At 52.1% G+C, this 26,381-nt stretch carries 20 protein-coding genes; 7 read left to right on the top strand and 13 right to left on the bottom strand.

Features of this window, described 5'->3' with window-relative positions; all coding sequences use genetic code 11:
• Positions 1–38: 38 nt before the first annotated feature.
• Genes CMO31_03860 through CMO31_03845 form a run of 4 tightly spaced genes read left to right on the top strand, consistent with a single transcriptional unit; the run spans position 39 to position 4,481 of the window.
• Positions 39–1,037, top strand: a complete 999-nt coding sequence (locus CMO31_03860; protein ID MAZ53135.1) for an ABC transporter permease — start codon at positions 39–41, stop codon at positions 1,035–1,037.
• A 3-nt stretch (positions 1,038–1,040) separates the two neighbouring features.
• Positions 1,041–2,219: a peptide ABC transporter permease gene (locus CMO31_03855; protein ID MAZ53134.1), complete on the top strand. Its 1,179-nt coding sequence runs from the start codon at positions 1,041–1,043 to the stop codon at positions 2,217–2,219.
• A 12-nt stretch (positions 2,220–2,231) separates the two neighbouring features.
• A complete protein-coding gene (locus CMO31_03850) occupies positions 2,232–3,296 on the top strand; it encodes a dipeptide/oligopeptide/nickel ABC transporter ATP-binding protein (protein ID MAZ53133.1) in 1,065 nt (354 codons plus the stop codon).
• Positions 3,297–3,326: 30 nt separating this feature from the next.
• The gene (locus CMO31_03845; GenBank protein ID MAZ53132.1) at positions 3,327–4,481 is read left to right on the top strand and encodes a peptide ABC transporter ATP-binding protein; all 1,155 of its coding nucleotides are present in this window, start codon (positions 3,327–3,329) and stop codon (positions 4,479–4,481) included.
• 94 nt (positions 4,482–4,575) lie between these two features.
• On the opposite strand, the gene CMO31_03840 is transcribed toward CMO31_03845, so the two are convergent.
• From CMO31_03840 to CMO31_03825, 4 genes are all read right to left on the bottom strand, one after another.
• Positions 4,576–6,177: a 2,6-beta-D-fructofuranosidase gene (locus CMO31_03840; GenBank protein ID MAZ53131.1), complete on the bottom strand. Its 1,602-nt coding sequence runs from the start codon at positions 6,175–6,177 to the stop codon at positions 4,576–4,578.
• Entirely contained in the window at positions 6,171–6,749 is a 579-nt protein-coding gene (locus CMO31_03835; protein ID MAZ53130.1) for a hypothetical protein, read from the bottom strand. Before CMO31_03835 ends, CMO31_03840 begins: the two co-directional genes overlap by 7 nt.
• Before the next feature lie 400 nt (positions 6,750–7,149).
• Positions 7,150–8,802, bottom strand: a complete 1,653-nt coding sequence (locus tag CMO31_03830) for a hydantoinase (protein ID MAZ53129.1) — start codon at positions 8,800–8,802, stop codon at positions 7,150–7,152.
• Between the two features lie 4 nt (positions 8,803–8,806).
• Positions 8,807–9,949: a hypothetical protein gene (locus CMO31_03825; GenBank protein ID MAZ53128.1), complete on the bottom strand. Its 1,143-nt coding sequence runs from the start codon at positions 9,947–9,949 to the stop codon at positions 8,807–8,809.
• Between the two features lie 115 nt (positions 9,950–10,064).
• Between CMO31_03825 and CMO31_03820 the strand changes: the two genes are divergently transcribed.
• Positions 10,065–11,525, top strand: a complete 1,461-nt coding sequence (locus tag CMO31_03820) for a hypothetical protein (GenBank protein MAZ53127.1) — start codon at positions 10,065–10,067, stop codon at positions 11,523–11,525.
• Between the two features lie 253 nt (positions 11,526–11,778).
• Here the strand turns inward: CMO31_03820 and CMO31_03815 are convergent, their stop codons facing one another.
• Positions 11,779–12,108 carry a hypothetical protein gene (locus CMO31_03815; protein ID MAZ53126.1) on the bottom strand — a complete coding sequence of 110 codons (330 nt, stop codon included), beginning with the start codon at positions 12,106–12,108 and terminating at the stop codon, positions 11,779–11,781.
• 286 nt (positions 12,109–12,394) lie between these two features.
• Between CMO31_03815 and CMO31_03810 the strand changes: the two genes are divergently transcribed.
• Positions 12,395–13,504, top strand: coding sequence for a glycosyl hydrolase (locus CMO31_03810; protein ID MAZ53125.1), 1,110 nt, complete (start codon positions 12,395–12,397; stop codon positions 13,502–13,504).
• Positions 13,505–13,530: 26 nt separating this feature from the next.
• Here the strand turns inward: CMO31_03810 and pdxH are convergent, their stop codons facing one another.
• Positions 13,531–14,166: a pyridoxamine 5'-phosphate oxidase gene (gene pdxH, locus CMO31_03805; protein MAZ53124.1), complete on the bottom strand. Its 636-nt coding sequence runs from the start codon at positions 14,164–14,166 to the stop codon at positions 13,531–13,533.
• A gap of 216 nt (positions 14,167–14,382) precedes the next feature.
• Here pdxH and CMO31_03800 point away from each other — a divergent pair, with 216 nt between their 5' ends.
• Positions 14,383–15,498, top strand: a complete 1,116-nt coding sequence (locus CMO31_03800; GenBank protein ID MAZ53123.1) for a hypothetical protein — start codon at positions 14,383–14,385, stop codon at positions 15,496–15,498.
• Positions 15,499–15,652: 154 nt separating this feature from the next.
• Here the strand turns inward: CMO31_03800 and CMO31_03795 are convergent, their stop codons facing one another.
• From CMO31_03795 to CMO31_03765, 7 genes are all read right to left on the bottom strand, one after another.
• On the bottom strand, positions 15,653–16,879 hold the full coding sequence (locus CMO31_03795; GenBank protein ID MAZ53122.1) for an amidohydrolase: 1,227 nt from the start codon (positions 16,877–16,879) through the stop codon (positions 15,653–15,655).
• Between the two features lie 121 nt (positions 16,880–17,000).
• On the bottom strand, positions 17,001–18,413 hold the full coding sequence (locus CMO31_03790; GenBank protein MAZ53121.1) for a hypothetical protein: 1,413 nt from the start codon (positions 18,411–18,413) through the stop codon (positions 17,001–17,003).
• Between the two features lie 27 nt (positions 18,414–18,440).
• The gene (locus CMO31_03785) at positions 18,441–19,607 is read right to left on the bottom strand and encodes a hypothetical protein (protein ID MAZ53120.1); all 1,167 of its coding nucleotides are present in this window, start codon (positions 19,605–19,607) and stop codon (positions 18,441–18,443) included.
• A gap of 32 nt (positions 19,608–19,639) precedes the next feature.
• A complete protein-coding gene (locus tag CMO31_03780; GenBank protein MAZ53119.1) occupies positions 19,640–21,028 on the bottom strand; it encodes a dihydroorotase in 1,389 nt (462 codons plus the stop codon).
• Complete coding sequence (locus CMO31_03775; GenBank protein MAZ53118.1) at positions 21,021–22,727, bottom strand: methylhydantoinase; 1,707 nt, start codon at positions 22,725–22,727, stop codon at positions 21,021–21,023. Before CMO31_03775 ends, CMO31_03780 begins: the two co-directional genes overlap by 8 nt.
• Positions 22,728–22,753: 26 nt before the next feature.
• Positions 22,754–24,421 carry a hydantoinase gene (locus CMO31_03770; GenBank protein MAZ53117.1) on the bottom strand — a complete coding sequence of 556 codons (1,668 nt, stop codon included), beginning with the start codon at positions 24,419–24,421 and terminating at the stop codon, positions 22,754–22,756.
• A gap of 79 nt (positions 24,422–24,500) precedes the next feature.
• The coding region (locus tag CMO31_03765; GenBank protein MAZ53116.1) for a methylhydantoinase at positions 24,501–26,381 on the bottom strand (1,881 nt) is incomplete at its 5' end.

Below are 26,381 nucleotides of genomic sequence, written 5' to 3'. Positions count from 1 at the left end.
AGGACAGGAGAGCTTAGTGTGAGCCAAGGGTCGAAGACATGAAAGCGTTTATCTTCCGCCGCATCGGCATTGTCATTCCGCTGCTGTTTTTGATCTCAGTCATCTCCTTCGTGATCATCCTGCTACCACCGGGAAGCTACGTCGAGACCTACGTCCAGAACCTCGAGGAGCGTGGTTTCGCCATGGATGACGGACAAATAGAGGCGCTCTATCGCCAGTACGGCCTAGACCGACACCCCGTAGCTCAGTACCTGGTATGGATGAAGAACTTTCTCTTGAAAGGTGAAATGGGGCGCTCGTTCATCTACAACCGCCCGGTCACCGACATCATCCTCGAGCGCCTGCCGATGTCAATCACAATCACCTTCGTGTCTCTGCTAGTGACCTGGATAATCGCTATTCCCATCGGCATCTTCTCTGCCTTGCGGCAGTACTCGATCGGGGACTACTTCGCCACTACCCTCGGCTTCATCGGGCTGGCGCTGCCCAACTTCCTGCTTGCGCTGGGACTCGCCTACTTTGTGTTCGTGGGCACTGGGCACGCAATCACAGGCCTATTCTCGTTCGAATTCAAGAACGCGCCATGGTCACTAGCTAGGTGGATCGACCTGCTCAAGAACGTGTGGCTACCGGTGCTGGTCATCGCGGTGGCCGGCACCGCTGCACTGATCAGGATCTTGCGGGCGACGCTGCTTGACGAGATCAAGAAGCAGTACGTCACAACTGCCCGCGCCAAAGGCATGCGGGAGAACCAGTTGATCCTTAAGTACCCCGTCCGTATGGCCATAAACCCCCTAGTCAGCACCATCGGCTGGACCTTGCCCTTCATCGTGAGCGGCGAAATCATCGTTTCCCAAGTGCTGGGGCTCGAGACGCTCGGCCCGGTACTGTTGGCCGCAGCGCTGGGCGAGGACATGTTCCTGGTCGGCAGCATCGTAATGATCCTCAGTGCCCTCACCGTCATCGGCACCCTGCTGTCCGACATCCTGCTGGCATGGGTCGACCCACGAATCCGCTTCGAACGGACTACGGGGTAACGCATGGACACCCAATCGAGGCCGGCGTCGTTCCTCTCGAGGACGTTTCGGAACTATGTGCAACGCCGGCAGGCCCGAGCGCAACAGGTTCAGGAGAGACTCTACTTCGCCTCCCAACGCCAGCTCGTGTGGCACGCCTTCAAAAAACACCGGCTGGCACTCCTCGCGGTGTTCCTGCTGGCCGCCCTCTACCTACTGTCGATCTTCGCCGACTTCGTAGTCCCGTATGCCCCTCTGGAACGGCTCAAAAACTTCAACGACACACCCCCGACGACAATACGTCTCATTAACGAACAGGGTAGGCTAGTCCGGCCGTTCGTCTATCAGACCACCCGGGAGCTCAATCGGGCGACCTTCAAGTACGAGTACGCGGAGGACCGTTCCCAAGCACACCCCATCCGCTTCTTCGTTCGCACCGAGGAGTTCAAGCTACTCGGGTTGATCCCCATGAACGTAAAGTTGTTCGGCCTTGAGGACCGGTCGGTGCCGCTGTTTCTGTTCGGCTCGGATCGGCTCGGCCGCGACGTCTTCTCAAGGATCTTCTTCGCTGGGCGGATTTCGCTATTCATCGGCTTCGGCGGAGTCATTCTCACCTTCATCCTCGGCAGCATCCTGGGGGGCATCTCCGGCTACTATGGTGGCGTCGTAGACGAGGCGATCCAGCGGCTCATCGAGGTGCTCATCAGCATCCCTGACATCCCCATCTGGATCGCCCTGTCGGCTGCCCTGCCGCGAGACTGGGGGACCATCAACATCTACTTCGCGATCACAGTGATTCTCGCGATTCGCGGCTGGACGGGGCTAGCTCGGGTGGTCCGGGGCAAGATCATCAGCCTCCGCGAGGAGGAGTTCGCCCTAGCCGCCAAGGCCGCCGGAGCGACCGATCATCGAATCATCTTCCGTCACCTGCTACCAGCCTTTGTCAGCTACCTGATTGTCCACGTCACCCTAGCAATCCCCCAGATGATCCTCGGCGAGACGGCCCTGAGCTTCCTGGGCCTCGGCATCCGGCCGCCGGCAGTGAGCTGGGGCACGCTGCTGCAGGACGCGCAGGACGTGACGGTGCTGGCCAACCTCCCCTGGTTACTTATCCCCGCAGCCTTCGTGGTGGTGGCCATCCTTTTGTTCAACTTCATTGGCGACGGGTTGCGCGACGCGGCTGACCCGTACGCCCAGAGATAGGGGAGGCGACGGATGAGAAACACTCCCGGTCCCCAAGAACCACTGTTAGACATCAGAGGCCTGCGGACCCATTTCATGCTCGACACTGGCGTGATACGTGCGGTCGACGGCCTCGATCTGACCCTGCACCGCGGGGAAACCTTGGGCATAATCGGCGAGAGCGGCTGTGGCAAGTCAGTCACCGCCCACTCGATCCTGAGACTGATCCCATCACCGCCCGGGAAAATCGTCGACGGCGAGATCCTGTTCCACCCGGATGACGGCGCACCGGTGGACCTGGCCAAGATCGATCCCCGCACGGAGATGATGCGCACTATCCGTGGGGGCGACATCGGCATGATCTTCCAGGAGCCGATGACCTCGTTCGGGCCGCTGCACACTATCGGTAACCAGATCATGGAAGCAATCCAGATACACAACCCGGGCATGACGAAGAACGAAGTCAGAAATCTCGCCATCGAGCTGCTGGACCAGGTCGGCATACCCAACCCCGAGTTACGGATCGACGCTTACCCGCACGAGTTCTCGGGCGGAATGCGGCAGCGCGCGATGATCGCGATGGCGATCAGCTGCGGGCCTAAGCTACTCATCGCCGATGAGCCGACCACCTCGCTCGACGTCACTATCGAAGCACAGATCCTCGAGCTGCTGGTTAGTCTCCAGGACGACACTGACATGGCAATCCTACTTATCTCCCACAACCTGGCAGTAGTATCCGAGATGGCTGATCGCATCGCAGTGATGTACCTCGGCAAGCGGGTCGAGCTGGGGAACACCGACGATATCTTTGAGAATCCGCTGCACCCCTATACCCAGGGCCTGTGGCGCTCGATCCCCAATGTGGAGGGAGAGTTGGAGAGGCTAGTGCCCATCCCCGGGGTGGTGCCTAGCCCGCGCGACCTGCCGCCCGGGTGCGTCTTCGCTTCGCGCTGCTCCGAGTTCATGCCCGGCATCTGCGACCAACCGCGGGAAGTACCGGTCATTGAGGTCGAGCCGGGCCACACCGTCAAATGCTACCTCTACAGCGAGGCGGATTTGGTTGCCGAACTGCCACCAGCACAGCTGGACGGAACGTGAGGGGCGAGAGCCCTCGGAGGGCGGCTGGACATGACTGAGAACAATAATAAACTCGTCGAGATCCGGGACCTACAGCAGTTCTTCCCGATTCAAAAGGGCTTTCTGCGAAGGACGGTCGGCTACATCAAGGCGGTCAACGGGGTCAGCCTCGACATCGGCCATCGGGAGACCGTAGGTCTCGTCGGCGAAAGCGGCTGCGGCAAGACCACCTTGGGTCGCTCTATCCTCCGGCTATACGAACCCACGGGCGGCGAGATCTACTTCCACGAGGGCGGCAGGAGGCTTCCAGTCCTCTCCCTGCCCCGCCGCGAGATGCGGGACGTGCGGGCCAACATGCAAATGATCTTCCAGGACCCGTTCGCCTCCCTGAACGAACGCATGACGGTCCTCGACAACGTCATCGAGCCACTAGTGTGCAACAACATCGGCTCCCACAAGGAGCGGGAGCAGCGGGCCGAGGAGTTGCTGATACAGGTGGGCCTGCGGCGAGAGCACCTACGGCGCTACCCCCACAGCTTCAGCGGCGGGCAGCGACAGCGTATCGGCATCGCCCGAGCGCTATCAGTGAGACCCAAATTCATCGTGGCTGACGAACCCGTCTTCGCCCTCGACGTCTCGGTCCAGGCGCAGATCCTCAACCTGCTCCAGGATCTGCAGAACGAACTTGGGCTCTCGTACTTATTCATCTCCCACGACATGGGCGTGATCCGCTACGTCGCCGACCGCATCGGCGTGATGTATGTCGGAAAGCTTGTTGAGTACGCGCCGCGCGAGGAGCTACTGCGCAACCCAGCCCACCCTTACACCGAAGCACTCCAGTCGGCGGTTCCCCGCCTCACGGTGCGCCACCGCCGCGACCGGATCGTACTCGAAGGCTCTCCACCCGACCCGAGTGACCTGCCGGGCGGCTGCGTGTACCACACTCGCTGCCGCTACGCCGAGGCAGTCTGCCGCGAGCAGGAACCCGAGCTGCGAGCGATTAGCGAAGGGCACTTCGTGGCCTGCCACCTGGCCGACGAGCTCGACCTCAAGGGCATAGCACTGGTGAGCAAAGCACTGGGGCTGGGGCGGAAGAACGACCCCAGGAGTGCCCAAGCAACCCCCACCAGTAAAACGAAGAACCCCGAGGGAATTGCACCCACAACAACGAAACTCAAAGAGAGTCCGGCTGACGAAACCGGCTGAACCCGTGGCACGAGGACGGTATGGGAGAGCCAGGTTAGCTACACACCGCCAGCCGAGACGACGGCGGTCCGTTAGAAAGCTCCAAAGAGAGTCGTTAGCCCCCGAACGGCCACGCGGTTCGCAGACGCGAGACGCGCACTTTACGCACTAGAGCCGATCCACCACGGGCGAAGAGTCGGACCTCCTGGTCCTCGGGCCGAAGTACCACACCAGCCGCCACAAGAGTCGTGCCGCCATCAGCGAACACCTCGATCGAGGTGCGATCAGCCAGGATCCGAAGCCTTAGCGACCTCAACGGAACCGTCATAAGGGCCGTATAACTACCACAGAAGAGTGCTCCCAGACTTCGGTCGTACCAGACAGGGACGCCGCGAACCACGACTCCGGCGGAGTCCGCCTCACCCAGGTCGATGTCGACCTCGAGGTCGAGGAGTTCACCACCTAACCCCGCCTCGAGCTCGGTACCCGCCGTAAGCTCGACGTCCCGCTCCTGCCACTGCTCTTCCCACAGGACCTCGAGTTCCTGCACAGGGTCGGCGGTGAGCACGATCCCGTCATCCCGCCGGATCAACCCGAGGCTCCAGGGGATAGTCATGAACTGGCCGAACGGCATGCCAGGCATGACCTGGCGGAACCACGCCATCTGCAACAGCCGGTCATCATCGGGATTCTCTCCCCAGGTCTGAGCTGCGTAGGCGCAACCATCGGGCTGCAGCATCCGAAGCGATTGTTCAGGCCGGAACGCAGTCCCATCGAAACTCCCGACTGCGTAGGTACTGTTCGCTCCCCAGAAGACCCAGCGCCGGTCGTCCTCGTCGCCATCGACCGGTAGCGGGAAAAGCTCTGGGCACTCGGTCGCGCCGCGCAGCGTGAAGTCGCTCACGTGCTCCCACTCGAGCAGGTTGGGGGAGGCGAAGATAGCGTAGTCGGACTGGTCCATGTAGAGCGGCATGATCCAGCGCTCAGTCTCGGGGTGCCAGATGACCTTAGGGTCGCGATTCTTACCAATAATGTGCCCCATTACCGGATTGCCGTCGTACTTAGTCCAGCTGCGACCGCCGTCGGTACTGAAGGCGACGCACTGCGTGAACTCGTCTACCCAATCCGCATGCCCAGCCGTATAGACGGCGACAATGGCCGGTCCCTCGTCGCTCCCGAGCCCACTGGTGTTTTCGTAATCCACCACCGACGAGCCGGTGGACATGGTGCCCAGCGCGTCCGGGTAGAGTGCGACCGGCAGCTCGGTCCACTGCACCAGATCGGTGCTGACAGCGTGACCCCAATGCAGATTGCCCCAATCGGTACTGTAGGGATTATGCTGGTAGAGGAGGTGATATTCGCCTCCGTAGTAAAACAAGCCGTTGGGGTCGTTATTCCAACCCCTCCGCGAAGAGAAGTGGAACTGGGGACGCAAACGCTCTCGGTAGATCTCCCCCGGATCGACGGGCTCGTCAGCGAGAAAGATCCCGTCGAGAGACGCGGCGGTGTCACCCTCGTACTCGACAGTGAGCTTCGCACCCCGGTAAGGCTCAAGGTCACTGAATACCTGATAATCACCAGCCCCATCCGCAAGCCGGATGTCGAACTCCCGGACTGTTCCCGATTCGTCCCGAAGCCGCAGGTGCCCAGACATGGGACCCTTAGCTACCGGGAGGACAAGATATTGCCGGTCCACCGTGATCGATCGCCTCAACATGACTGCCTCCCATCATCGGTGACAGTGTCGGGTTTTCCCACACCAAGCCACCCCACCGAGTATAGGACTTCCCGGATGGAAGCCTTCTCCAGTAGCCCACCCCTTACCACCACTGGTAGACTCGGATCGCGCGGAACACATACACCCGACGGAAAGGATTTTCGAGAGCCATGGTAAAAACTTCTAGGAAACTGGGTCGACGCGTGAACGCCATCGTCCTGTTCCTGCGACTGTTCGGAGCCCACCTGTTGCTGCTGGTGGCCGGCTTGGCGGTATTCGTTCTTTCCCGCCCACTGTGGTCGGGCCTCATCAAAAGTACCTGGGGACGGGTGGCTGAAAGCATCGCTGTGCAGATCAGCCCTGAACCAACCGCCCTCTATTCCCTGCTCGCCTTCTTCGCCCCCTTCTACCTTGTGATCACCACCCTCGTGCTGCTGGTGGCCTGGCCCATGTGGACCACGGTGCATGACCACACCAAGACCTGGCGACGAGTGTTCGTCGCTAACACCTGGATTCACGCGGTGACCCTGCTGCTGCTGCTGACGATCCTGAACGTGCGGCTTCTCTAGCATAAGATTGAATCCTTTCTAGGATTTACTAAACGTCCTGAACTCTTCCTGGGGATAGACCCGTTTCGGCTTTACTTAGAATAAGCTTTACGATTGCGTAGGAAATCATTAGTGCGTTTATGTGACGGAATCAAAAACTCCTATGTGAAGGACTAAGTGGGAACTGTCAGGGATTTAGTCTAAACCACCTAAGTATTTGCTAAACACAGCGTATTCCTTCGTATCAGTACTCAATTTAATTACTATCTAAAACGATAATCTTGGGTGAAAGACGCAAGATGAACAGAATAATTCATTCTCATAAATTATAGGCGGTATTCTTTTGCGAAGCTTCTTCTTTTTTTCGTTAGGAAATTGATACCCCAACCCTTAAGCCGTCCTTAGCATTAGCATGATGTGTTAGTTACTCTGGCGTCAGCTCCCTGGTGAGTTGGTAATCATGTCGTGCTCGCTCGAGACTAACGTAACCCATACTAATATCGTGCTGGATAGCCTGCAGGGAACGTTCTGAAGGTGGGCCAAACCCCCCACCACCTGCAATATGTAACTCCACAATGTCGTTGGGATGAAGGTCTATTGCGGGAAAAAGGAAAGTCTTTCTGCCATTTATATAAACTGCCCCAATCTCCCCAGGGCCACCACCATCCAAGCCCTGTGGCAAGGTGGTTATGCGGTCTGGAGTCAGACTAAAAATTCCTGCTTCTTTCCCAACATGCTTAAAAACTACAATTTGACCCAGGCCACCGCGATAGCGACCTGCTCCGCCACTATCAGGACGTAGTTCCTTACGACAAAAAAGAATCGGCGCCTGCGACTCAAGCACCTCGCAAGGAGTAATAGTGCTGTTGTTCGGATAAGCAACGGGAACCATGCCATCCATGGAAGGGAGTCCTCCGCGACCGCCGTGAGGGAGCATATCAACAATGTAGCGGCCTAAGTCTTTTTCTTCCCCCTTCAGCACCAAAGGCCAAATAGCACCATTACTAGCTTGAACACGATTACCGAAGACCGACCAAAGAGCTCCGGAAATCACCTGGTTGACATTATTCGTAGTCTTTGCCCGGGCCTTAACGGCAATGGGAAACTGGGCGTTGAGAATTGAGCCCTTGGGGGCCACAATGCGAATAGGACGAAAAAGTGCTTCGTTGTTTGGGACCTCAGGTACCAAGGCACATTTAAACGCATAGACGCTCGAGGCGCGAGTGCTGTGGTAAGAAGAATTTATTGCCCCATGGCGAGATTCTAATGAAGTGCCTGTGTAGTCAACGATTGCTTCCGAACCCTGAATGTTCACTGTCACGTGGAGATGGATAGGCTCTATATAACCGTCAATGTCAAGACCGTACTCATATGCGCCATCAGGAAGAGAATCAATAGCTCTACGCATAGCTTGTTCGGAACGGTCACTGATTGTAGCGGCTAGCGCGTCAAAGTCATCGGCCTCCTGATCCTGGAGAAATTCTCGTCCCCGCTCCGAGCCTATACGAAGCGCGCCAGCCATAGCCCGAAGATCTCCGAGCAGGAGATTTGGCGCACGACAGTTGGCACCAATTACATCAAAAGCCAGTGGGTTTTCTTCCCCTTGTTCGTAAAGCTTAAAAGGACGCATTCTCAATCCCTCACTAAATACATCCTCACCCTCGATCTCGCCCGGGTGCCCGCCCACATCAGACATGTGTGAAACCGTTCCCATACAAGCAACTACTCGACCGCGCCAGAAAATGGGAACCAGCAATATGTAGTCAGGCAGATGGCCAGTACCGAACCAAGGGTCATTGGTGGCAAGAACATCCCCTGGCTTCAGAGTATCGATAGGATAACGCTCCAACAATTTTGCGGCCGTGAGAGGAAAAACAGCAGAGAAGTTAGCTGTACTAAGCTGGGACTGACAAAGAGAAAGGCCGCTAGGGTCAGCTAGTATGCAGGCAAAATCTCGACTCTCTCGCAGGATAGTTGAGAAGGTGGTCTTAACAATAATAGTGTCGACTTCATCCATAATGGCAATTAGCCGCTGCCAAAGGATCTCAAGTTCAATTCCATCTATACGGGTACCCATTTTTTTAGAGCAACTCGACCACTGTCGTTAGTACCTCATCTATTTCCGCATTACTCATGTAAGGATGACAAGGGAGTGCCAGCAGTTCATTGCAGAAAACTTCTGTTTCCGGGAGACTACCAGGTCTATAACCTAAATCACGATAACAGACATCAAGGTGATCAGCTGGGACGTAAGCAAGTGACGATTCGATACCAACAGCATGGAGACCAGCATGAACTCGGTCACGATCAGGTAATAGGACCGTGAATACACGCCATACAGCCTCGCTATCTGGTGGGGGCTGCTGGTACCTTACGCCTACTTTTTCGAAACCTTTTGAGTAAATCTCCGCAATTTCCCGGCGCCTGACAGAAAGCTCATCAAGCTGGGGCAGACGGATTCTCAAAACCGCGGCTTGGATTGAGTCAATCCGTTCGTTATAACCAATCTCTATCGTGTCTGAAGGCCACTTCGGACCCATGGATTGTTTGTCACGATAGGGCGGGTCCTCTCTTCCATAGTGTCGTAAAGTATTTAGTCGATTGTAAAGAGAACGATCTTCAGTTGTGATGAGCCCACCACTACCAATACCACCTAGTATTTTCCCTGGGGCTGTACTAAATGCTGTGAGACTACCTAGGGAACCAATGCGATTCCCACGATATCGAGCCCCTGCGGCTAGCGCCGCATCATCCACTACCGCAACATCGTACTTTTCAGAAATCTTAAGGATGGGGTCGAGGTCTGCCGGCACCCCATGTAAGTGCACGGGTAAAATAGCCTTAGTCTTTGGTGTTATGGCTGCCTCAATTTGATCTGGGTCCATATTGCAACCTATCGGTTCGATATCAACCCAAACTACTTTGGCGCCCGTCAAAGTAACGGCCTGGCTGGTGGGTATATCTGAATTTGCCACTGTTATTACCTCGTCACCCTCACCGATCCCAAGTGCCCGAAGTGCCAGCAGTAGGGCAGATGTTCCGGAAGTCACGCCCACCGCGTAATTAGTCCCACAATAAGCCGCAAACTCCTCTTCGAGAGCTCGAACGTCTGGCCCCATCACTAACTCACCAGATTCCAGTACCGAAAGAACGGCAGCGTCAATTGCCTCTTTGTCACTCAGATATTGGGCAATATTGTCGTACATCCTTATTCTCATAGCCACGAGTATCTCCTTAAACCCAATTATATGGTAGTGTCGGCAATCACGAACACTAAATATAGTCCTTCCCCGAATACCTACGGTATTTGGAAGGCATAAACCTGACCGGGGGTAGGTTATGAAAACAAAAATAGACGGGCGCTACGTGGTGGGTTACAACGAAGTTTCTAAGGAACACGTTGTGTATAAAAACGGCGAGGTGGTGTTCGAAGAGGACAATGTCCTCTTTGTTGGCCAGGGCTACGAAGGCAACGTTGACCGCGTGATTGACGCTTCGCGCTGTCTAGTATCACCTGGATTGATTGACATGCATGCACTGATGGACGTCGGAATTCACCCGCCTCTCCTCGATTTGGGTAAACGAAGCGGCATGTATAGACCAAAAAGTTGGGTGATAGAGGAAGGAGAGCCTCCTGTTTTTTCTCCTGACGAGATCCGTGCCGGCGCGGAGCATACTTTTCTGTCGATGCTCCGATCTGGGGTAACTACCTTTTGCGGAATCACGGCGATGGTTTTTAAGCGCTTCAACGACCCCATTTGGGAACCAGAAATCTACGTAGAGACCGCCGTGCGGTTTGGCTTACGCGCCTATTTGTCGCACCATTTTCGTGCTGGTGCGCAGTTCGTAGAGCCTGACGGCTCACCCGGGTGGGTCTGGGATGAAGAACGTGGTTTCCAAGGGCTAGAACGCAATATTGCGTTTATCGAAAAACATGACGGTGGCTACGGAGGTAGAGTACATGGCCTGTTATTTCCATATACCACTGACCAAGTAAGCCCAGAGCTTCTACAAGCCACTAAAGATGCTGCTGCTAAGCTTGGGGTAGGTATACGCATGCACTTCGCTCAATCCGAAAACGAATTACGCCTTATCGCCGATCGCCATGGCGGCAAAACCCCAGTAGAATACCTAGACAGTATCGGCTTCCTTGGGCCCGAGGTAATGCTCACGCACGCGTTGCTAGGCCGGGACCCCGATGGAACTATGAGTGATGGAGAGCTAGCTACTCTTGCAGAACACGGAATTACGGTGACCAACTGCCCCTGGATTTATTCAATGCGGGGTAGTTATCTCAATTCTATTTCCCGGTACAATGATGCAGGTATAAATGTTTGCTTAGGAACTGATACTCAACCAGATGACATATTAAGAGAAATGCGTTTTGGCGCAATTATGGGTAAGGTAGCTCACACAAACGCTCGTACGGCCACTGCCCGAGAGGTTTATAACGCCGTCACTGTCAACGCGGCCAGATTCTTAAGGCGTGATGACATAGGGCGCCTCTCACCAGGTTCTCGAGCTGACATCACAGTCGTGGACCTGGACCGGCCTGCCCTAAGTGCCCAGGACGACCCTATCCGCAGCCTTGTTTACTACGCCTCCATGGCCGATGTGAAACAGGTCTTTAGTGGTGGACGCTTAGTTGTTGACAACTTTCATTGTCCAATGGTTGACGAAGCTGAAATTAGTCGTGCTTCCCAAAAGGTTTCCCGAAAGGTCCGTGAGACGCTCGCTGGGTGGGACCGGAGGGGTAGTAATGTTGATGAATTCTTTCCACCTACCTTTGAGATGCGCTAATAGCAAAACTCTACATTTGGTGGTGCTGACAGGTGTGATCTTGTAAAGGTGATATACCGTTTGTAATAACAGAAGGTTCAGAAGCGGTACTTTTGAACCTTTACAGTCTTGATAGGCCGATAAGTTGGAAAAAGGGACTACCTAAGAGAGGGACAAATTCATTGGGCCTCCTTCAAGAACTAAAAAGTCCGTTGGCCTAAGGGTTCCCAAGAGATGCAAGTCTTACCCACGGATTGTCTAGGTTAATCGTCTTTTACACTTTGATAAAATCATCTACATTCAGCGTAAAAATTATTGCTCCTCCTTGGGTTACCTCGGTGGCTTGAGCGGCATATACTCCCTCCAAATCAGCCATCGCAGCCCCAGGAATCATTAGTTCACTCCGCTCTCGACAAGTGGAAGCGATTAGCTCTCGTACCTCTAGTACTTGGTCATCCTCAACGCCAATCAAGAAAGTAGAGTTTCCCTGACGTAAAAACCCACCAGTAGACGACAACTTCGTGACGCCTAATCCTCGTTCCGTCAGGACCTCTTGAAGTTTGTTTGAATCTGGATCCTGAATAATTGTTAAAAGTAGCTTCATTACCAAGTCATGGTAGCAGAAAGTTCCAAGTTCTTTGAAATCTAAGGTTATTACTTGACTACGTTTGATGGTGCCTTAAAAGATGAAGAGTCTTCAGTAGCTTTCTCAGAACCTAACTTTGATAAACCTATACTGAAACTATAATGGTGCTCTCAATTATAGTGTATTAACAACCTATACACCCGAAATCGAATGATTCGTACGCTGCCCCTAAAGGGAAACCGATGTACGGTGGGAAAGGTTAAGCTTAACCCCACAATGACTAGCCGGAACAGGAGGATTTAAAATGTACGAGCAAACCCTGCTCTTCAAATACGGTCAGGAAGGTTACCGCGCATTCACCACCCCTGTCTTGGTCACTACGAATAATGGCGCTATCCTAGCGATTTGTGAAGGACGAAACAGCGATCCGACTGTAATGGGTGGTGATTCTGGGGATATCGACATTGTTTACAAGAAAAGTAACGATAATGGTTGCACCTGGAGCCCTTTACGAGTAATGGTACGTACAGGACCTGACACGGACGGTAACCCCTGTCCCATAGTAGATAAAGATACCGGTACAATCTGGTTACTTTTTTGCAAAAACTTCGCAGACGGTCCAGAAGACCTAATTATTGAGGGTAAAGCACCACGTACAGTCTGGATAACCTCAAGTAATGACGATGGCGAAACCTGGGCTGAACCCACAGAAATCACCAAGCAAGTTAAACGCCCATCTTGGACGTGGTACGCCACAGGACCTTGTCATGGCATTCAACTTCAGAACGGAAGGCTCATAGCGCCTTGCGACCATGTTGAAGGCACTGCCTCCGGGTATCACGACGTAGAATCATCAATTGCGGTCTTATCAAAGTTAGGTCGCTCGCACGTAGTTTATAGCGATGACCATGGTGTGAGTTGGAACATTGGTGCTATCGCCCAGGCTGGTACCAATGAATCAGTAGCTGTTGAGACTTCAGATGGCAGCCTTTACCTCAACTGCCGCAACTATGTTGGTGAACGACGCCGAGCTTATGGTCGAAGTGTTGACGGCGGCGTTACTTTCGTAGAAACTGGCTACCATCCTGATCTTCCCGACCCGATTTGTCAGGGAAGCGCACTCCGCCTGACTAACGAAGCAACTCACGGTAAGAACCGAATGGTTTTTTCCAATGCAGCTAGCTCTACTAGACGGGAACGCATGACCGTACGGATCAGCTACGACGAGGGGCAAACTTGGAACGCCGGGAAATTACTACACAATGATCATTCAGGTTACTCCGACCTCTGTATTACACGCGACCGAATTATCTGCTGCTTGTTCGACCGTGGCGAGGGTAGAAACTATGAAGGTTTAGCTCTCACCCGATTCGACCTTGAGTGGCTCACTGACGACGAAGACACACTCAACTAGCTTTTATGTGAACAATCTGTAACGCCTCAAGGGGCAAGACGATCAATTAACCATGTGCCATCTGACAGGGTGTACCGGAACCGGTCGTGCAGACGGTTGCTTCGGCCTTGCCAAAATTCGAAAGAATAGGGCTTAACACGATAGCCGCCCCAGAAATCCGGCAAGGGAATCTCGCGGTCTGCGAATTGATCTATCAACTCCTGAAGTCTCCCTTCAAGCTCAGTGCGCGAAGAGACTACGGAGCTCTGGTGGGAAACCCACGCCCCTAGTTGGCTACCACGAGGGCGCCGTGCAAAATAGCTTCTCGCCTGCTCCTTCGGCACGGCCTCGGATTTTCCGATGACTTTAACCTGGCGCTCAAGAGCTAACCATGGAAACAATAGTGCGACACACGGGTTACTCGCAATATCCAGCGCCTTTTGACTCTGCTTATTGGTAAAGAAGACAAAACCTTCATGATCCACAGTCTTTAACAGGACCGTCCGAATTGAGGGTGATCCATCACGATCCACAGTAGCTAGGCTCATGGCATTCGGTTCTATCAGGTCTGCCGCCCGCGCTTGCTGAAACCAGTGTTGAAACTGATCATATGGATCCTCTCTCAGATCATCCCGATTTAGGCTGGTACTGAGGTATTCCTTGCGTAGATGTTCGAGCTTCATCTCCATACCCTATATTGAAGAATAGACTAAATTCTCGTATTGGTTAGAGATTAGGCCCACTATTTTACGGTCGAAACCTAGAAAGACACTACTATCAACTCAATTAGGCCCTATTCATGCGTCAACGACCGCGTCGAACCAGCGGTAAAGCGTAAATCACGGTGGCATTGTCCCACTCAACAACAATAGCCGCTATGATGAGTTGAGATTTGAAAAATGATTGAGTGGAACGACATAAAATTTGCTGATCCCGAGAGCGTTTCAACTCCAGTAATGCTCGTATACCGGGATATTGTTATGAACAACATCGACACGCTCTGTAGGCTTGCTTGTGGTGGTGGCAATCTTCTCGTTCATGTTAAGACTCACAAATCATTGGAGGTTACCCAGTTTCAACTTAGAGCAGGAGTCGCGGGTTTCAAAACGGCAACTCTATCGGAACTCGAGATGGTGCTAAAAGCTGGGGCCTCACTCGCGATACTGACATATCCCTTGGCACAAAAGCGGAAGGTTCAACGTTTTGTAGAACTCTGCAAAACCTATTCTGACAGGACTGTACACGCTATAGTTAGCCAACCATTACACGTCGATTTATTAGCCAAAGAGGGGAAGAAGCACGGTTTCTGTCTTAGTGCCTTATTAGACCTAGATGTTGGAATGTTGCGAACGGGGGTCGCAATAGGAAAACGTGCTGAAGAAATTTACAAAGTGTTGCAAGAAGGTTCGTATACACGGGCCGCCGGGCTGCACGCATACGATGGTCATGACCACGAACCCGACTATGGAAAGCGCGAAGGTCTGGCTTTAGCTCACATTCAAGAGGTTAAGAGATTTCGCAACATCCTTCTTGGGAAAGGCTGGCCAGTGGATATAGTGGTAGGTGGGGGTTCATTCTCTTTTCCTTTTTACGCTCGTGAAGAAGCTATATTGGGATCACCAGGTACCGCAATTTATTGGGATGCAGGCTACTCCTCTTTACTTCCTGATATGCCCTTCAAGTGGGCGGCTTTCCTATTAACCCAGGTAGTCGATTCTTACCCTGAGAAGCTTCTTTTCACTACTGATCTTGGTAACAAGGCTGTTGCGCCAGACAAACCTTTAGAACAAAGAGTTTTTCTGCCATCGGTACCAAATGCCCGACTCATTTCGCAAAACGAAGAGCATGGGGTATTCAAGGCTAACCCTGAAACATTACCGCAGGTAGGCGACTATCTCTTAGCAGTCCCGGGACATATTTGCCCGACAACTATCAAGTACCCCTATAGCTTATGGGTGGACGCTGGAGGTAATGTAACAGGTGTAAATCAACACACGGCTCGTGACCGACAGTAAGGGCTGTCTTTTTTTCACAATAACCTTAGTTTAAAGTTTCATCCAAAATTGGGATCTTTTTTTAGAGTTTCAGTCTTATAACCCAGATCCCCGTAATACTAGTCTACTTAGGGGATCTGGGCTGCATTCTCTGTCTACTGTTTCCTAGGTTCTCCTAGAACAGTTGCTTACCGGCTACAAATGTGGCCGTGACATTTTCTAGGGCATCCAGGTTATCAATTGGATTCCCCTCCACAAAAACTACATCCGCAACCTTACCAGCTTCAAGTGTGCCTAGTTCTTGCTCAAGCCCATTGATGTTGGCTGCTACGCTTGTAGCACTACGCAAAGCACCATAGTTGTCCTTTACCACTCCGAGTTTGACCATGAATTTCATCTCAGGTGCAACTACAGAGTGCGGTACTACTGGACTACCCGCATCCGTACCGAATCCAATTGTTACACCAGCATTAGCAGCTTTTACAAGTGATTCGTAGCGCCCAGAATCAGCTACGGCCCGTTGTCGTTCTTCAATCTTCCATTCAGGAATTCCGTACTGGCGCGCAATTTCCGCTTGACTCTGCATAACTAGTGGAGCGAAAGTAGTGACGATAGGAACGCCTCGTTGTAGCAACAGTTGTATGGTGTCGTCGGTCATGCCACCACCGTGCTCTACACAATCTATTCCAGCACTCACTACTCGTGCTATTGCATCATTCCGGGTAGCGTGCGCGGTTATGGGTAGGCCATTGCGGTGACTCTCGTCAATTACCGCGTCTAACTCTTCATCAGTGAGCTCAAGCGTATCGTGACAAGCCATAATCTTGATCAGGTCTGCGCCGGCACGTACCTGCTCCCGTACAGCTCGACGCATTTCATCAGCACCACTTGCTTCCCGACAGCACCAATAGGTGTGACCACCAGTCTGTATGATTGCCTCACCTGTAATAAGCAACCGTGGACCTGGGAAAATCCCTTGCTCCACAGCTTGCTTAGAAAAAATGTTTGCTGTGTTCATACCAAGGTCACGGACGGTAGTAATCCCGGCTCGCAAACTAATCAGCATGTTACCTGCAGACTTATAAGCACTGATTTCCGGCGAATCATCCATCGACTGGCGAGCTAAGTCGTGAATACCATCCCAAGCAAGGTGCGCGTGACTATTAAACATTCCCGGGAGGATCGAGCCTCCGGTATCAATAGCATCTTTAGCACGAGAACCTAATTCGGAGGCTATTCCAACTGCTTCAATTTTATCCTCTTTGATCTCAATAAAACCGTCGTCAATAACCTCATCACCAATACCAGTCAACACCCTGCCAAGAAACACATGATGCCCCAATGGAATGTCAACCATTGGCTTAGTAATTTTTTGGTAACGCCATGCTGGGGGTTCGGGCATATTATGCTCCCTTTCTTAGATCAACTAGGATCTGATACCGATTATGTTGTCACTTGTCGGGTGCGAATTATTACGCTGTAAACTAACGTACGAAAGCTGTCAGAGTGGCCCTCCCTTGGGTTCACTTGAGTCCTAACTCTTCCAGAGCACTAGCTGCCCCATCTAAGTTAGTAAGCTTCATGCTGGCATAGTTGGGGGAAAAAATCACGCCCTTACCTCCAGCACGATACGTGGCTTTGACGCTACGATAAACGATATCTGGCGTGCATACCGCTTGATCAGCACGGGTCCGTGGGGCATCTACTCCCAGACCCATGAAAACTGGGATCTTACCGTTAACGCCTCGTACTGCGTCTGCACACTGGCCGTAAACGTAGGTATCTGGATCCATACCGGTCTGTACAACCTCATCCCAAGGCGCCTCCTCTAGGCCAAGGGCTTTGTACATGATCGGGGTCATTTCTTCGGGAGTAAAGTCACGGAGTATGGTTTCGTGAAAAGTAGTCATCTCATTGACGTATATGAGGCCAGACTGGTGTTGGTAGGTAATCGGCTTGACCCAGTCTGCGTATTGCGTCTGCTCGTCCCAGGGCCACTGTGCCTTGCGAAAAGGGTTGAAGTGGTTTCTGTTCCACACGTTAAGACCGAACTGGATGTCTGGGTTGATCCATTTCACAATTCCGTATAATTCCCGGTCAAGATCCTTGTTTCGCTCTAACCAGAATCGCTCCCAAATTAGTATCTCAGGGTTCTGCAGAAGCACCCGTAAAAACTCGATAAGCGCTCCATCTACGAAGTTCTCGCCAGCCCGTACTTTTTGGAAGTAGTCGTAGGCTTCTCGGAAAGCACTCCTGACTCGTTCAACATCAATGCCCTGTTGTAAGGCCTCTCGTCGGCTGGCTTCACTGAAGTCACCTGGGGCATCACCCACCATAAGTTGGTCAAGCGGACTACGCCGCTCGTTACACCACATGACACCATCAATGTCATAGTTACGGCACTGATCCTCTATCATGGAATGAATCCAGAGGCGATAGTCAGGGTTGCTGGTACTAGGTTCCGAACCATGCCGGCCAAGAAAATCAACTTCTAAACACTGTGCTAGATTTGGGATTTGAACGGTGTTGGCGGATCCATGCCCTGCGTACTTAAAAAAGGGCTCCATTAACTCAATGTAGACTTGCATGCCCCTTGCCTTAGCAGCAGGGATGACCATCTCAAGAACATCTTTACCAGCCATCTCAGGATCCGTGGCTCGGTAATTATTGATGAGCGTATTGCGGTAATAGGCTGAATCTGGGTTGAAATAGGCTCCGCCTTGTAGGGTGAAAGGCTCAGCTACCCCGTGATCAGGGAAACCGTCTAGTTCGTGGGAGATACTACGTCCAACCTTGAGACCGAGCCACGAAACCGTGCCAATCATCAAGACATTTACCCCAACGCGTTCTTGGAGCGTCTCTAGGACCTGATCAACTCCCTCATCAATGAAACTAACTGGACTGATTTGTACACCAACGAATTTATCATTTTCCATGGATTCTCCTTTGTACAACCCTGCCCATCAGTCCATTGAACGCCAGCGGTGCTCCCAATCAACACTTAAGCGTTCGGCACCATTCTCAGTTATCAGGATGTCCTCATTTAGGCCTGAGCTCCAATTGCCTTCGGGCATAACAACGTTACGGCGGGGGTGGTAAGAAAAAACCATGCCAGCCTCAAGCGGCCAGTCCTGGGACTGTCCCCAGGGTTCCTTCTGGGAAAACCATGGCCGTTCAATCGTGTCCATTCCTTGACCATGAAAATGGAAATGTGTGGTTTCCTCACCAAGGTCCCAACCTTGTTGCACCATTACGCGATTGAAGGCAGCAGCCACATCGGAAAGTCTATTACCCGGTCGGGCAACCTTACGAGTCTCCTCGAAGGCAATGAGTTCATCCTCAATGAGTTTTCGCTCCAGATCATTCGGTGGCTGGAATGCACAGTTAATAGTGATCTCACACCAGTGACCACTCTCTCCACAAATCTCCAGGTGAAATCTCAGTTTATCGTCGAGTCTTAGAGGAATATCAGCCGGCACCTCAACCGTTCCCGGTTCTTCAGCTATGAAAATTAATAAGTCCCGGGAACCTGCAGCCCAAACAGGTTTTGTTGCTTCTGCAATCAACTCCCGCTGGCTTACTCCTTTAGCGTCTTTGACTAACTCGCCAAACCCTGTCATTACGGATTTCGCCATAGTCCATAATTCACGCTCTTGGACTATTTCGAGTTCACTCTTTGTAGAGCGGATCTTGTCCATAAGGTCGTCTGCACTGACGAAAGTTACGTCTGGGAGAAGCCTTTGTAGTTCGGCATAACTACCAGCGGAGAGTATAAAGCGGAATCCAGCAATGCCGATACGGCTGGTGGCAAGCCCCTTCTCACGAATGTAATCAGCCATACGTGGGACTATGTATACATCCCCACGACTTTCGGTCACCCAACCTTCTTGAGCAATACGAGCTGCCAGTGCAGGACTATTATTGGTGAAAGCCGGCTCACCTTCCTTCGGGATCAATAACAAACCATCGTGACCCCAAAGATGAAAGTTCGTAAAGTAACGCCAATAACCCCGACCAGTCCACCAGTGTCCTTTACCAGCTACCAGTAACGCGTCAAGTCCTTCACGCTCCATTGCTTCTCTGGTCCGCTGAAGTCGCTTATCACGTTCATTAAGATCCGCCTTGGTCATTTTGACTCCCCCTTAATTAGACTTTATTACTGTTAGTTGCAGGGTTGGACTATTGCGCCATCCCCAGGACTACCCTTAATCTCACCGCCATGATAAACAGTCTTGCCACCAACTATCGTGGCAGCCACCTCACCTTGAATCTCCATACCATCATATAGTCGGTTGCAATCAGCCCCCCGACTAAAACCATCTTGTCGATTAATGATTTTTCTAGACTGAGGATCATATATTGTCAGATCGGCATCAGCGCCAGCCCGCAATACACCCTTGTTGGGGTAAAGACCAAAAAGTTCTGCTGGTCGAGTACTTATTAGTTCCACCACATGGAACAAGTCAAGGCGACCACTTAAAGCCTCATCCATCATGAGGGGTACTAACTGCTCTACACCTGGATGACCTGGGGGTGCTGAAAGAATATCTCCCCAAGCGGCCTCCTTCTCAGCTGGGGTGAATGGCGCATGATCAGTCGCTATTACGTCGATGACCCCTTCACGAACAGCCTCCCAAAGGGCTTCGCGATCCTCTTCGTGCCGTATTGGTGGATTAATCTTCCCATAAGGACCAATTTTCTCCAAGATGTCTTCGGTGAAGTGGAGATAGTGTGGGCACGTCTCAGCAGAAATTTTAGCGCCTCGGGCTTTTGCATGTCGGATAACGTCAACGGTTGATTTGGAGCTAACGTGTGGTAAGTGAATAGGCGTGTCTATTGTTTCTGCCACCGCAATCAGCTGTGCTGCAGCTGTGGTTTCTACAACACTTGGCCGGGAACGAAGGTGGCGAAAATGGTCTGGTCCTTCAAGGCCTCTAGCCCGAGCAGTAAACATATCGATTAATCGCTGATCCTCCGCGTGGAAAGCACAGCGTAGGCCGGTATCACGGACCAACTCGAGCGCCTGATAGATCTCATCAATGTTTGTAACGCTAAGGCCTGTAAACTCGTCTTCACGGCCTTTGACGGCTTCGGTGGTAAATAGTTTGAAGGCGATGGCTCCTGCTGCTGCCATGCCCTCTATTTCTTTCCGATCCAATCTACCAGGCGCTCCGTAAAGTCCTATATTGACGTGTGCGTGGCTTGCAGCTAAGTCGCGTCGAGCTAACCATACCTCTGTCGTCGAGGCACAAGGTTTAGATATTGGCATCTCGAATATTGTTGTCACGCCACCTGCAGCTGCTGCTTTAGATTCGGAACCAAAGTCTCCCCGCTCTGGAAAGCTTGGAGCGCGGCAGTGAAAGTGAATATCTATAGCACCAGGAAGAACCAGGAGTCCTTCGGCGTCAAAAATTTGATCGGCAGCCACGTACTCTTCGGGAGGCAGCACAGCTTCTATGCGACCACCGTTGATTAGCAGCGTACCAGCTTCTGGATCGGCATTAGGAGCGGTAGGGGCTAACTTACCGTTGACAATCGCGAGGTCAGCCATGACCCCTCTCAGCTTGTCTGGCTACATGATCACGAATTGCCTCGAGTCGTATTGTTTGTGGGTCAACGTCAATATCAAGACCGTAAACTTCTCGTGCCGCCTCCGTTGTGACAAGACCTAGGGCAACATCTTCTAGAACGCGTTCTTTTTCTCGCTGCCGGGGGTCGCCGTACCCACCACCACCCGGGACACGCAGTGTAATTAGATCCCCAGGGTGCCACGGGATTGGAACGAAGCGTTCGAGCCTGTCGCCATTTAGCAGGACTTCGCCTCGGGAACCTTCACCGCCCTCTTCAAGACCTGGTGCCGGAAATTTCATCAGGTCCGGTCGAATGGTAAGCAGCACAGGCTTTTTAGCTGTACACCGTAGTGTTATTTCTTGACCTGGGCCTCCTCGCCTCCGCCCGGGTCCTCCTGAATCTGGAATGATTTTCTTGCAAATCATTACCGCTGGACACTGTCTCTCAATAATCTCAGTAGGTGTAACTGTACTATTGTGTGGGTAAGCTGCGGGCAGCAAACCATCTGCCTCCTTAGTTGCACCAAGACCACCGTGGGGCAACATGTGAACAGCAAACTTCGGAAATTTCTCGTCTTCTCCCACAAAGTGGAACGGAAAAATTCCCCCGCCAGCAGCAATAGTCTTTCCAGGTAATAACGGGGTTAATGCCCCGAAGATTAGCGGAGGTATATGTTTGATTACTTTAGCTCGGGCTTTGACAGGTGCTGGAAAAGTACAGTTGACAATGGAGCCTTCAGGAGCAGTGATCTGAATTGGGCGAACCAGACCATCATTATTTGGAATCCTTGGGGCGAGAATGCATTTGATCGGATAGACCGCTGTAGAGTAGCTGATGTTAAAAGCAGCGTTGATTGCAGAGTGATTCTGCTGGGGCGAGCTCCCTGTGAAATCCATTAAGATTTCGGAACCACTAATTTCGATGGAAAGTTTAAGGGTGAACGGTTCCAAATAACCGTCGGCAGTCAACTCGTAATTTGCCACCCCATCAGGAAGTTCCGCAATAGCCTCTCTTAATGCATTTTCAGAGCGTCCAAGAATAGCGTCTGAAAGGGGCGTAATGTTATCCAATCCATAGTCGTCCATGAACTCCTGTAAACGCCTAGCACCAATCCGATGAGTACCTACAATGGCGTGTAGGTCACCCAGAACCATCTCGGGTACACGGCAGTTCGCTGCAATGAATTCCTCAATTATCGGGTCTACTTCTCCCCGTCGATAGAACAGGTTAGGCATCACCCGTGTACCCTCCATAAACATGTCGGAGGCCTCAAGGTCACCTAGATGACCACCCACGTCAGATACGTGAGCCACTGTGCCTAAGAACGCTGCCACCTTGCCTTTGTGAAATACCGGCGAGATCAGGTTGTAATCCGGCAAATGAGTGCTACCGATCCACGGGTCATTAGTGCAAAGCACATCACCTTCACTAAGTGTATCTATCGGGAATCTTTCAAACAACAAACTAGCAGTACGGGGGAGCATAGTGCAAAACTGCGGCGGACTCCACTGTGCCTGCGCAAGTCCCGCGCCATTAGCATCAAGAATCGCGCAACCAAAATCGTGACTTTCGCCAACAATTGTTGAGAAAGAAGTTCGGATTGTCGCTGTGTCGATCTCGTCTGCAATCGCAACAAGCCGCTGCCACATCACTTCGAGGCTAATCGGATCTATTCCCATGTTCACTCCCCACCTGTCGCGGGCATTCAAGACTCCGGCACGTCTATTATCAGGCCGTAGTCTTTAGCTGCCCCTTCTCTAGTAACATAACCAAGCTCAATATCCCTTAGTACTAATTCTTTCTCCCGCAACCGAACATCACCGAATCCGGCTCCTCCTGGCATTCGCATTTCTATTTCATCCCCTGGTGCGAACGGAAGAATGGGGAACCGCTCAATCAACTCCCCGTTGAATCGCACCTCTCCGGTAGTTCCGATCGAACCACCGTTAAGGCCCGGAGGTGCGCAGAAAATCTTGTCAGGCCTAACTCTGGCACTGTACGTCACATTAGCTGTGTTCCGGAAGGTCATCCTTTGGCCAATTCCACCACGGCGCCTACCGGGACCTGCTGAGTCAGGTAGGAGTTCCTTCTCCAGTATTAGTAGTGGTGCTTGCATCTCCATGATTTCTATTGGTGTTACAGAGCTATTATGTGGAAACGCAATCGGGATTAGCCCGTCCAAGTTCTGCATGGAACCTCGCCCACCATGAGGNAGAATATGGACACTAAAGGTGCCATANTCNTCAGCTTGACCACTTACACTAAAAGGCCATATTGAACCACTACCAGCTTGCGCGTATTCTCCTAGCACGGGCCATACCGCACCAAAGATTACCTGGTTGATGTTGTTAGTGGTTTTGGCGCGAGCACGTACAGGGTGTGGGAAGGTCGTATTTAGGATACTTCCCTCCGGTGCCGTGACGTGAATCGGTCTGAAAAGCCCCTCATTATTAGGGATTCCTGGCACAAGGGAGCATTTGAATGGATACATGGTGGAGGCGTAGGTAGTGTTGTAGACGCAATTGATGGCCGCTCGCGGATTCTGTGGGGATGTACCAGTGTAATCCACATAAATATCAGAGCCACGAATCTCAACAGTTGCGTGCAGGTGAACGATGTCTATGTACCCGTCAATATCTAGTCCAAATTCGTGCTTCCCGTCCGGCAATTCCTCAATTTTGCTCCGGATCAAGCTCTCGGAACGACTTAATACTTCGTCGGAAAGCGTAACCAAATCTGGCATGTCGTAGTCATCTAAAAATTCTCTGAGTCTACGGGCACCAACCATGTGGGTACCGACAATAGCCCGGAGGTCACCAAGCACAAGGTCGGGAACCCGGCAATTATTGCCGATGATCTCAAATAGTAATTCGTTCTCTTGGCCAGCTTCATATAATTTCGAAGGTGGGATTCTTATTCCCTCTGTAAATACATCGGGAGCTTCAATGTCACCTCCATGGCCACCTACATCAGCAAGATGAGCCACGGTACCCATGAATGCAACCATTTTGCCTCGGTGAAAGACTGGAGTGATTACTATGTAATCGGGCAAGTGACCAGCCCCTATCCAGGCGTCGTTGGTACAAAGAACATCCCCATCCTTCAGCGTCTCAGCAGGGAATGCATCTAGGAGAATCTTACTGGTACGCGGCAAGATGACACAGAAGTTTGGTGGACTGAAGCTCGATTGGCATAGTGACACCCCATCTTGGTTGACAAGAATGCAAGCAAAGTCGCGACTTTCACCTACTATCGTTGAGAATGAAGTTCTGACCGTGGCATTATCAACCTCGTCCATAATGGCAATTAATCTCTGCCATTGAATTTCCAGAGCTATGGGATCGTAAGTCTCTCCGCTCATTTCAACTCCCATCTTCGGTAGAAACTTGTATCGACAACAACTAAAACGTATTGACTTTCGTCAAACGAATATCCACACTTCAGTTCAAGGTTCACGATTTCTCTTCCTCGATAAACGTAACGTTCAGATTGGCATAGTGATCTATTTCAACTCGGGTCCCTGGACCAATAACAGCGGTTGAGTCAATCTCCTCAACTATCGCTGGGCCCTCAAAAATAGAGCCAGCCGCTAGTTTAGAGCGGTCGTACAAAGGTACTTCCGTGAAACCACCAAGATCACTAAAGTAAGCCTGACGGGTACCTTTAATCGCGACATCGGGATGGCTTACGCTAGTTTGAACTGGATTGAGGTTAATACTGGGCTTGGGACCACTGGCAGTTAGTCGACAGGTAGTTATCTCAAGACCAAGGTGCTTGTGGGCGTGACCGTAGACAGATTCATACTGTTCGAAAAAGCGAGGTGCAAGATCCTCATCTAGTTGCACATCAGCTAGTTTCTCGAAAGGAAGTGTCACTACGATTTCGTAACCTTGGCCGACATGCCGGAGATCGGCCTGCCGCGTAAATGTCATTTCATCCGCAGGAACTCCTGCCTCTAACAACGTCTCCCTACCCTGCTCCTCAAGCTCAGCGTAAACTTTGTCAAGCTCCGGAAGGGTAGTTTGCTCTAATCGCGCCATAAAAGTACGAGCGTACTCGAAAGCTGCTGGGGCAGTCAGGAATCCCATAGCAGAAGCAACCCCAGCACTGGCAGGACAGATGTAACCCTCCATCTTGAGGGCGTGCGCAATAGCGTGAGCATGCATCGGGCCAGCACCGCCAAAAGCTATTAACTTGAGTCGGCGTGGATCTCCACCTTGTTCAGCGATGTGCACGCGAGTAGCAGATATCATGTTCTCATTCACAACACGAAATAGCCCATGTGCAGCCTCGGTAACACTTAACCCCAGAGGCTCAGCGAGACGAGCCATCGCGCTCTCTGCCGCTTTTAAATCTAGACTCATGCGTCCACCCAAGAAATAATCCGGGTTCAAGTAACCAAGTAACGCATCAGCATCAGTTACTGTCGGTTCCGTACCACCCTGCCCATAGCAAGCAGGACCAGGATCCGCGCCTGCTGACTCCGGCCCTACCTTCAATAGACCAAGTTCATCTATATGTGCGATCGACCCGCCACCAGCCCCAATCTCGATCATTTCGATGGTGGGGACACGAACCGGGAGACCGCTACCACGCTTGAAACGGTGGACCCGTGCTATCTCGAAGGTATCCGTAACAGTCGGACTTCCCCCCCGAATTACGCACATCTTGGCTGTAGTGCCTCCCATATCGAAAGACACGAGATCCTCATCACCTGTTAAGTTTCCGTAGAACGCAGCTGCAAGAGCACCGGCAGCCGGACCAGACTCCACCAATCGAACAGGGAATCGAGCTGCTGTTTCAAGGGTAGTTACCCCTCCACTGGACAGCATTAGGTACAGGCCTTGACCAAAACCTCGTTCACGAAGGCTCTCGTGGATCTGCTTAAGGTACCTCTCGGTCAGGGGTTGTACATAGGCGTTACACACAGTGGTAGACATACGCTCGTACTCTCGTATTTGAGGGGCAACCTCGCTTGATAAAGAGACGCTGATGCCTGGCAGGTTATTTTTGAGCCAGACGTTAATCTTCTCCTCGTGTTCAGGATTTGTGTAAGCCTGCATTAGACATACCGCGACCGATTCTATCTGTCCCTCTACACCTGCGTCCGAGAGCATAGCCTTCATCTCCTCTAGACCCGTAAAATCTAGAGGCTCGATAACTTCGCCAAAGGTATCGATACGTTCGTCGATCTCAAAACGGAGAGGTCGTGTAATTAAATGCTCCACTGGGAGCGCTTGGAGGTCATAAATGTCGTAGCGCATCTCTTTCTGAGTATCGAGCACATCAGAGAACCCACGAGTTGTAAGGAGTAACGCTACCGCACCCTTGCG

Source organism: Trueperaceae bacterium (assembly GCA_002707365.1).
Lineage (GTDB): Bacteria > Deinococcota > Deinococci > Deinococcales > Trueperaceae > UBA6957.
This window is presented reverse-complemented; position numbering and strand designations above follow the sequence as displayed.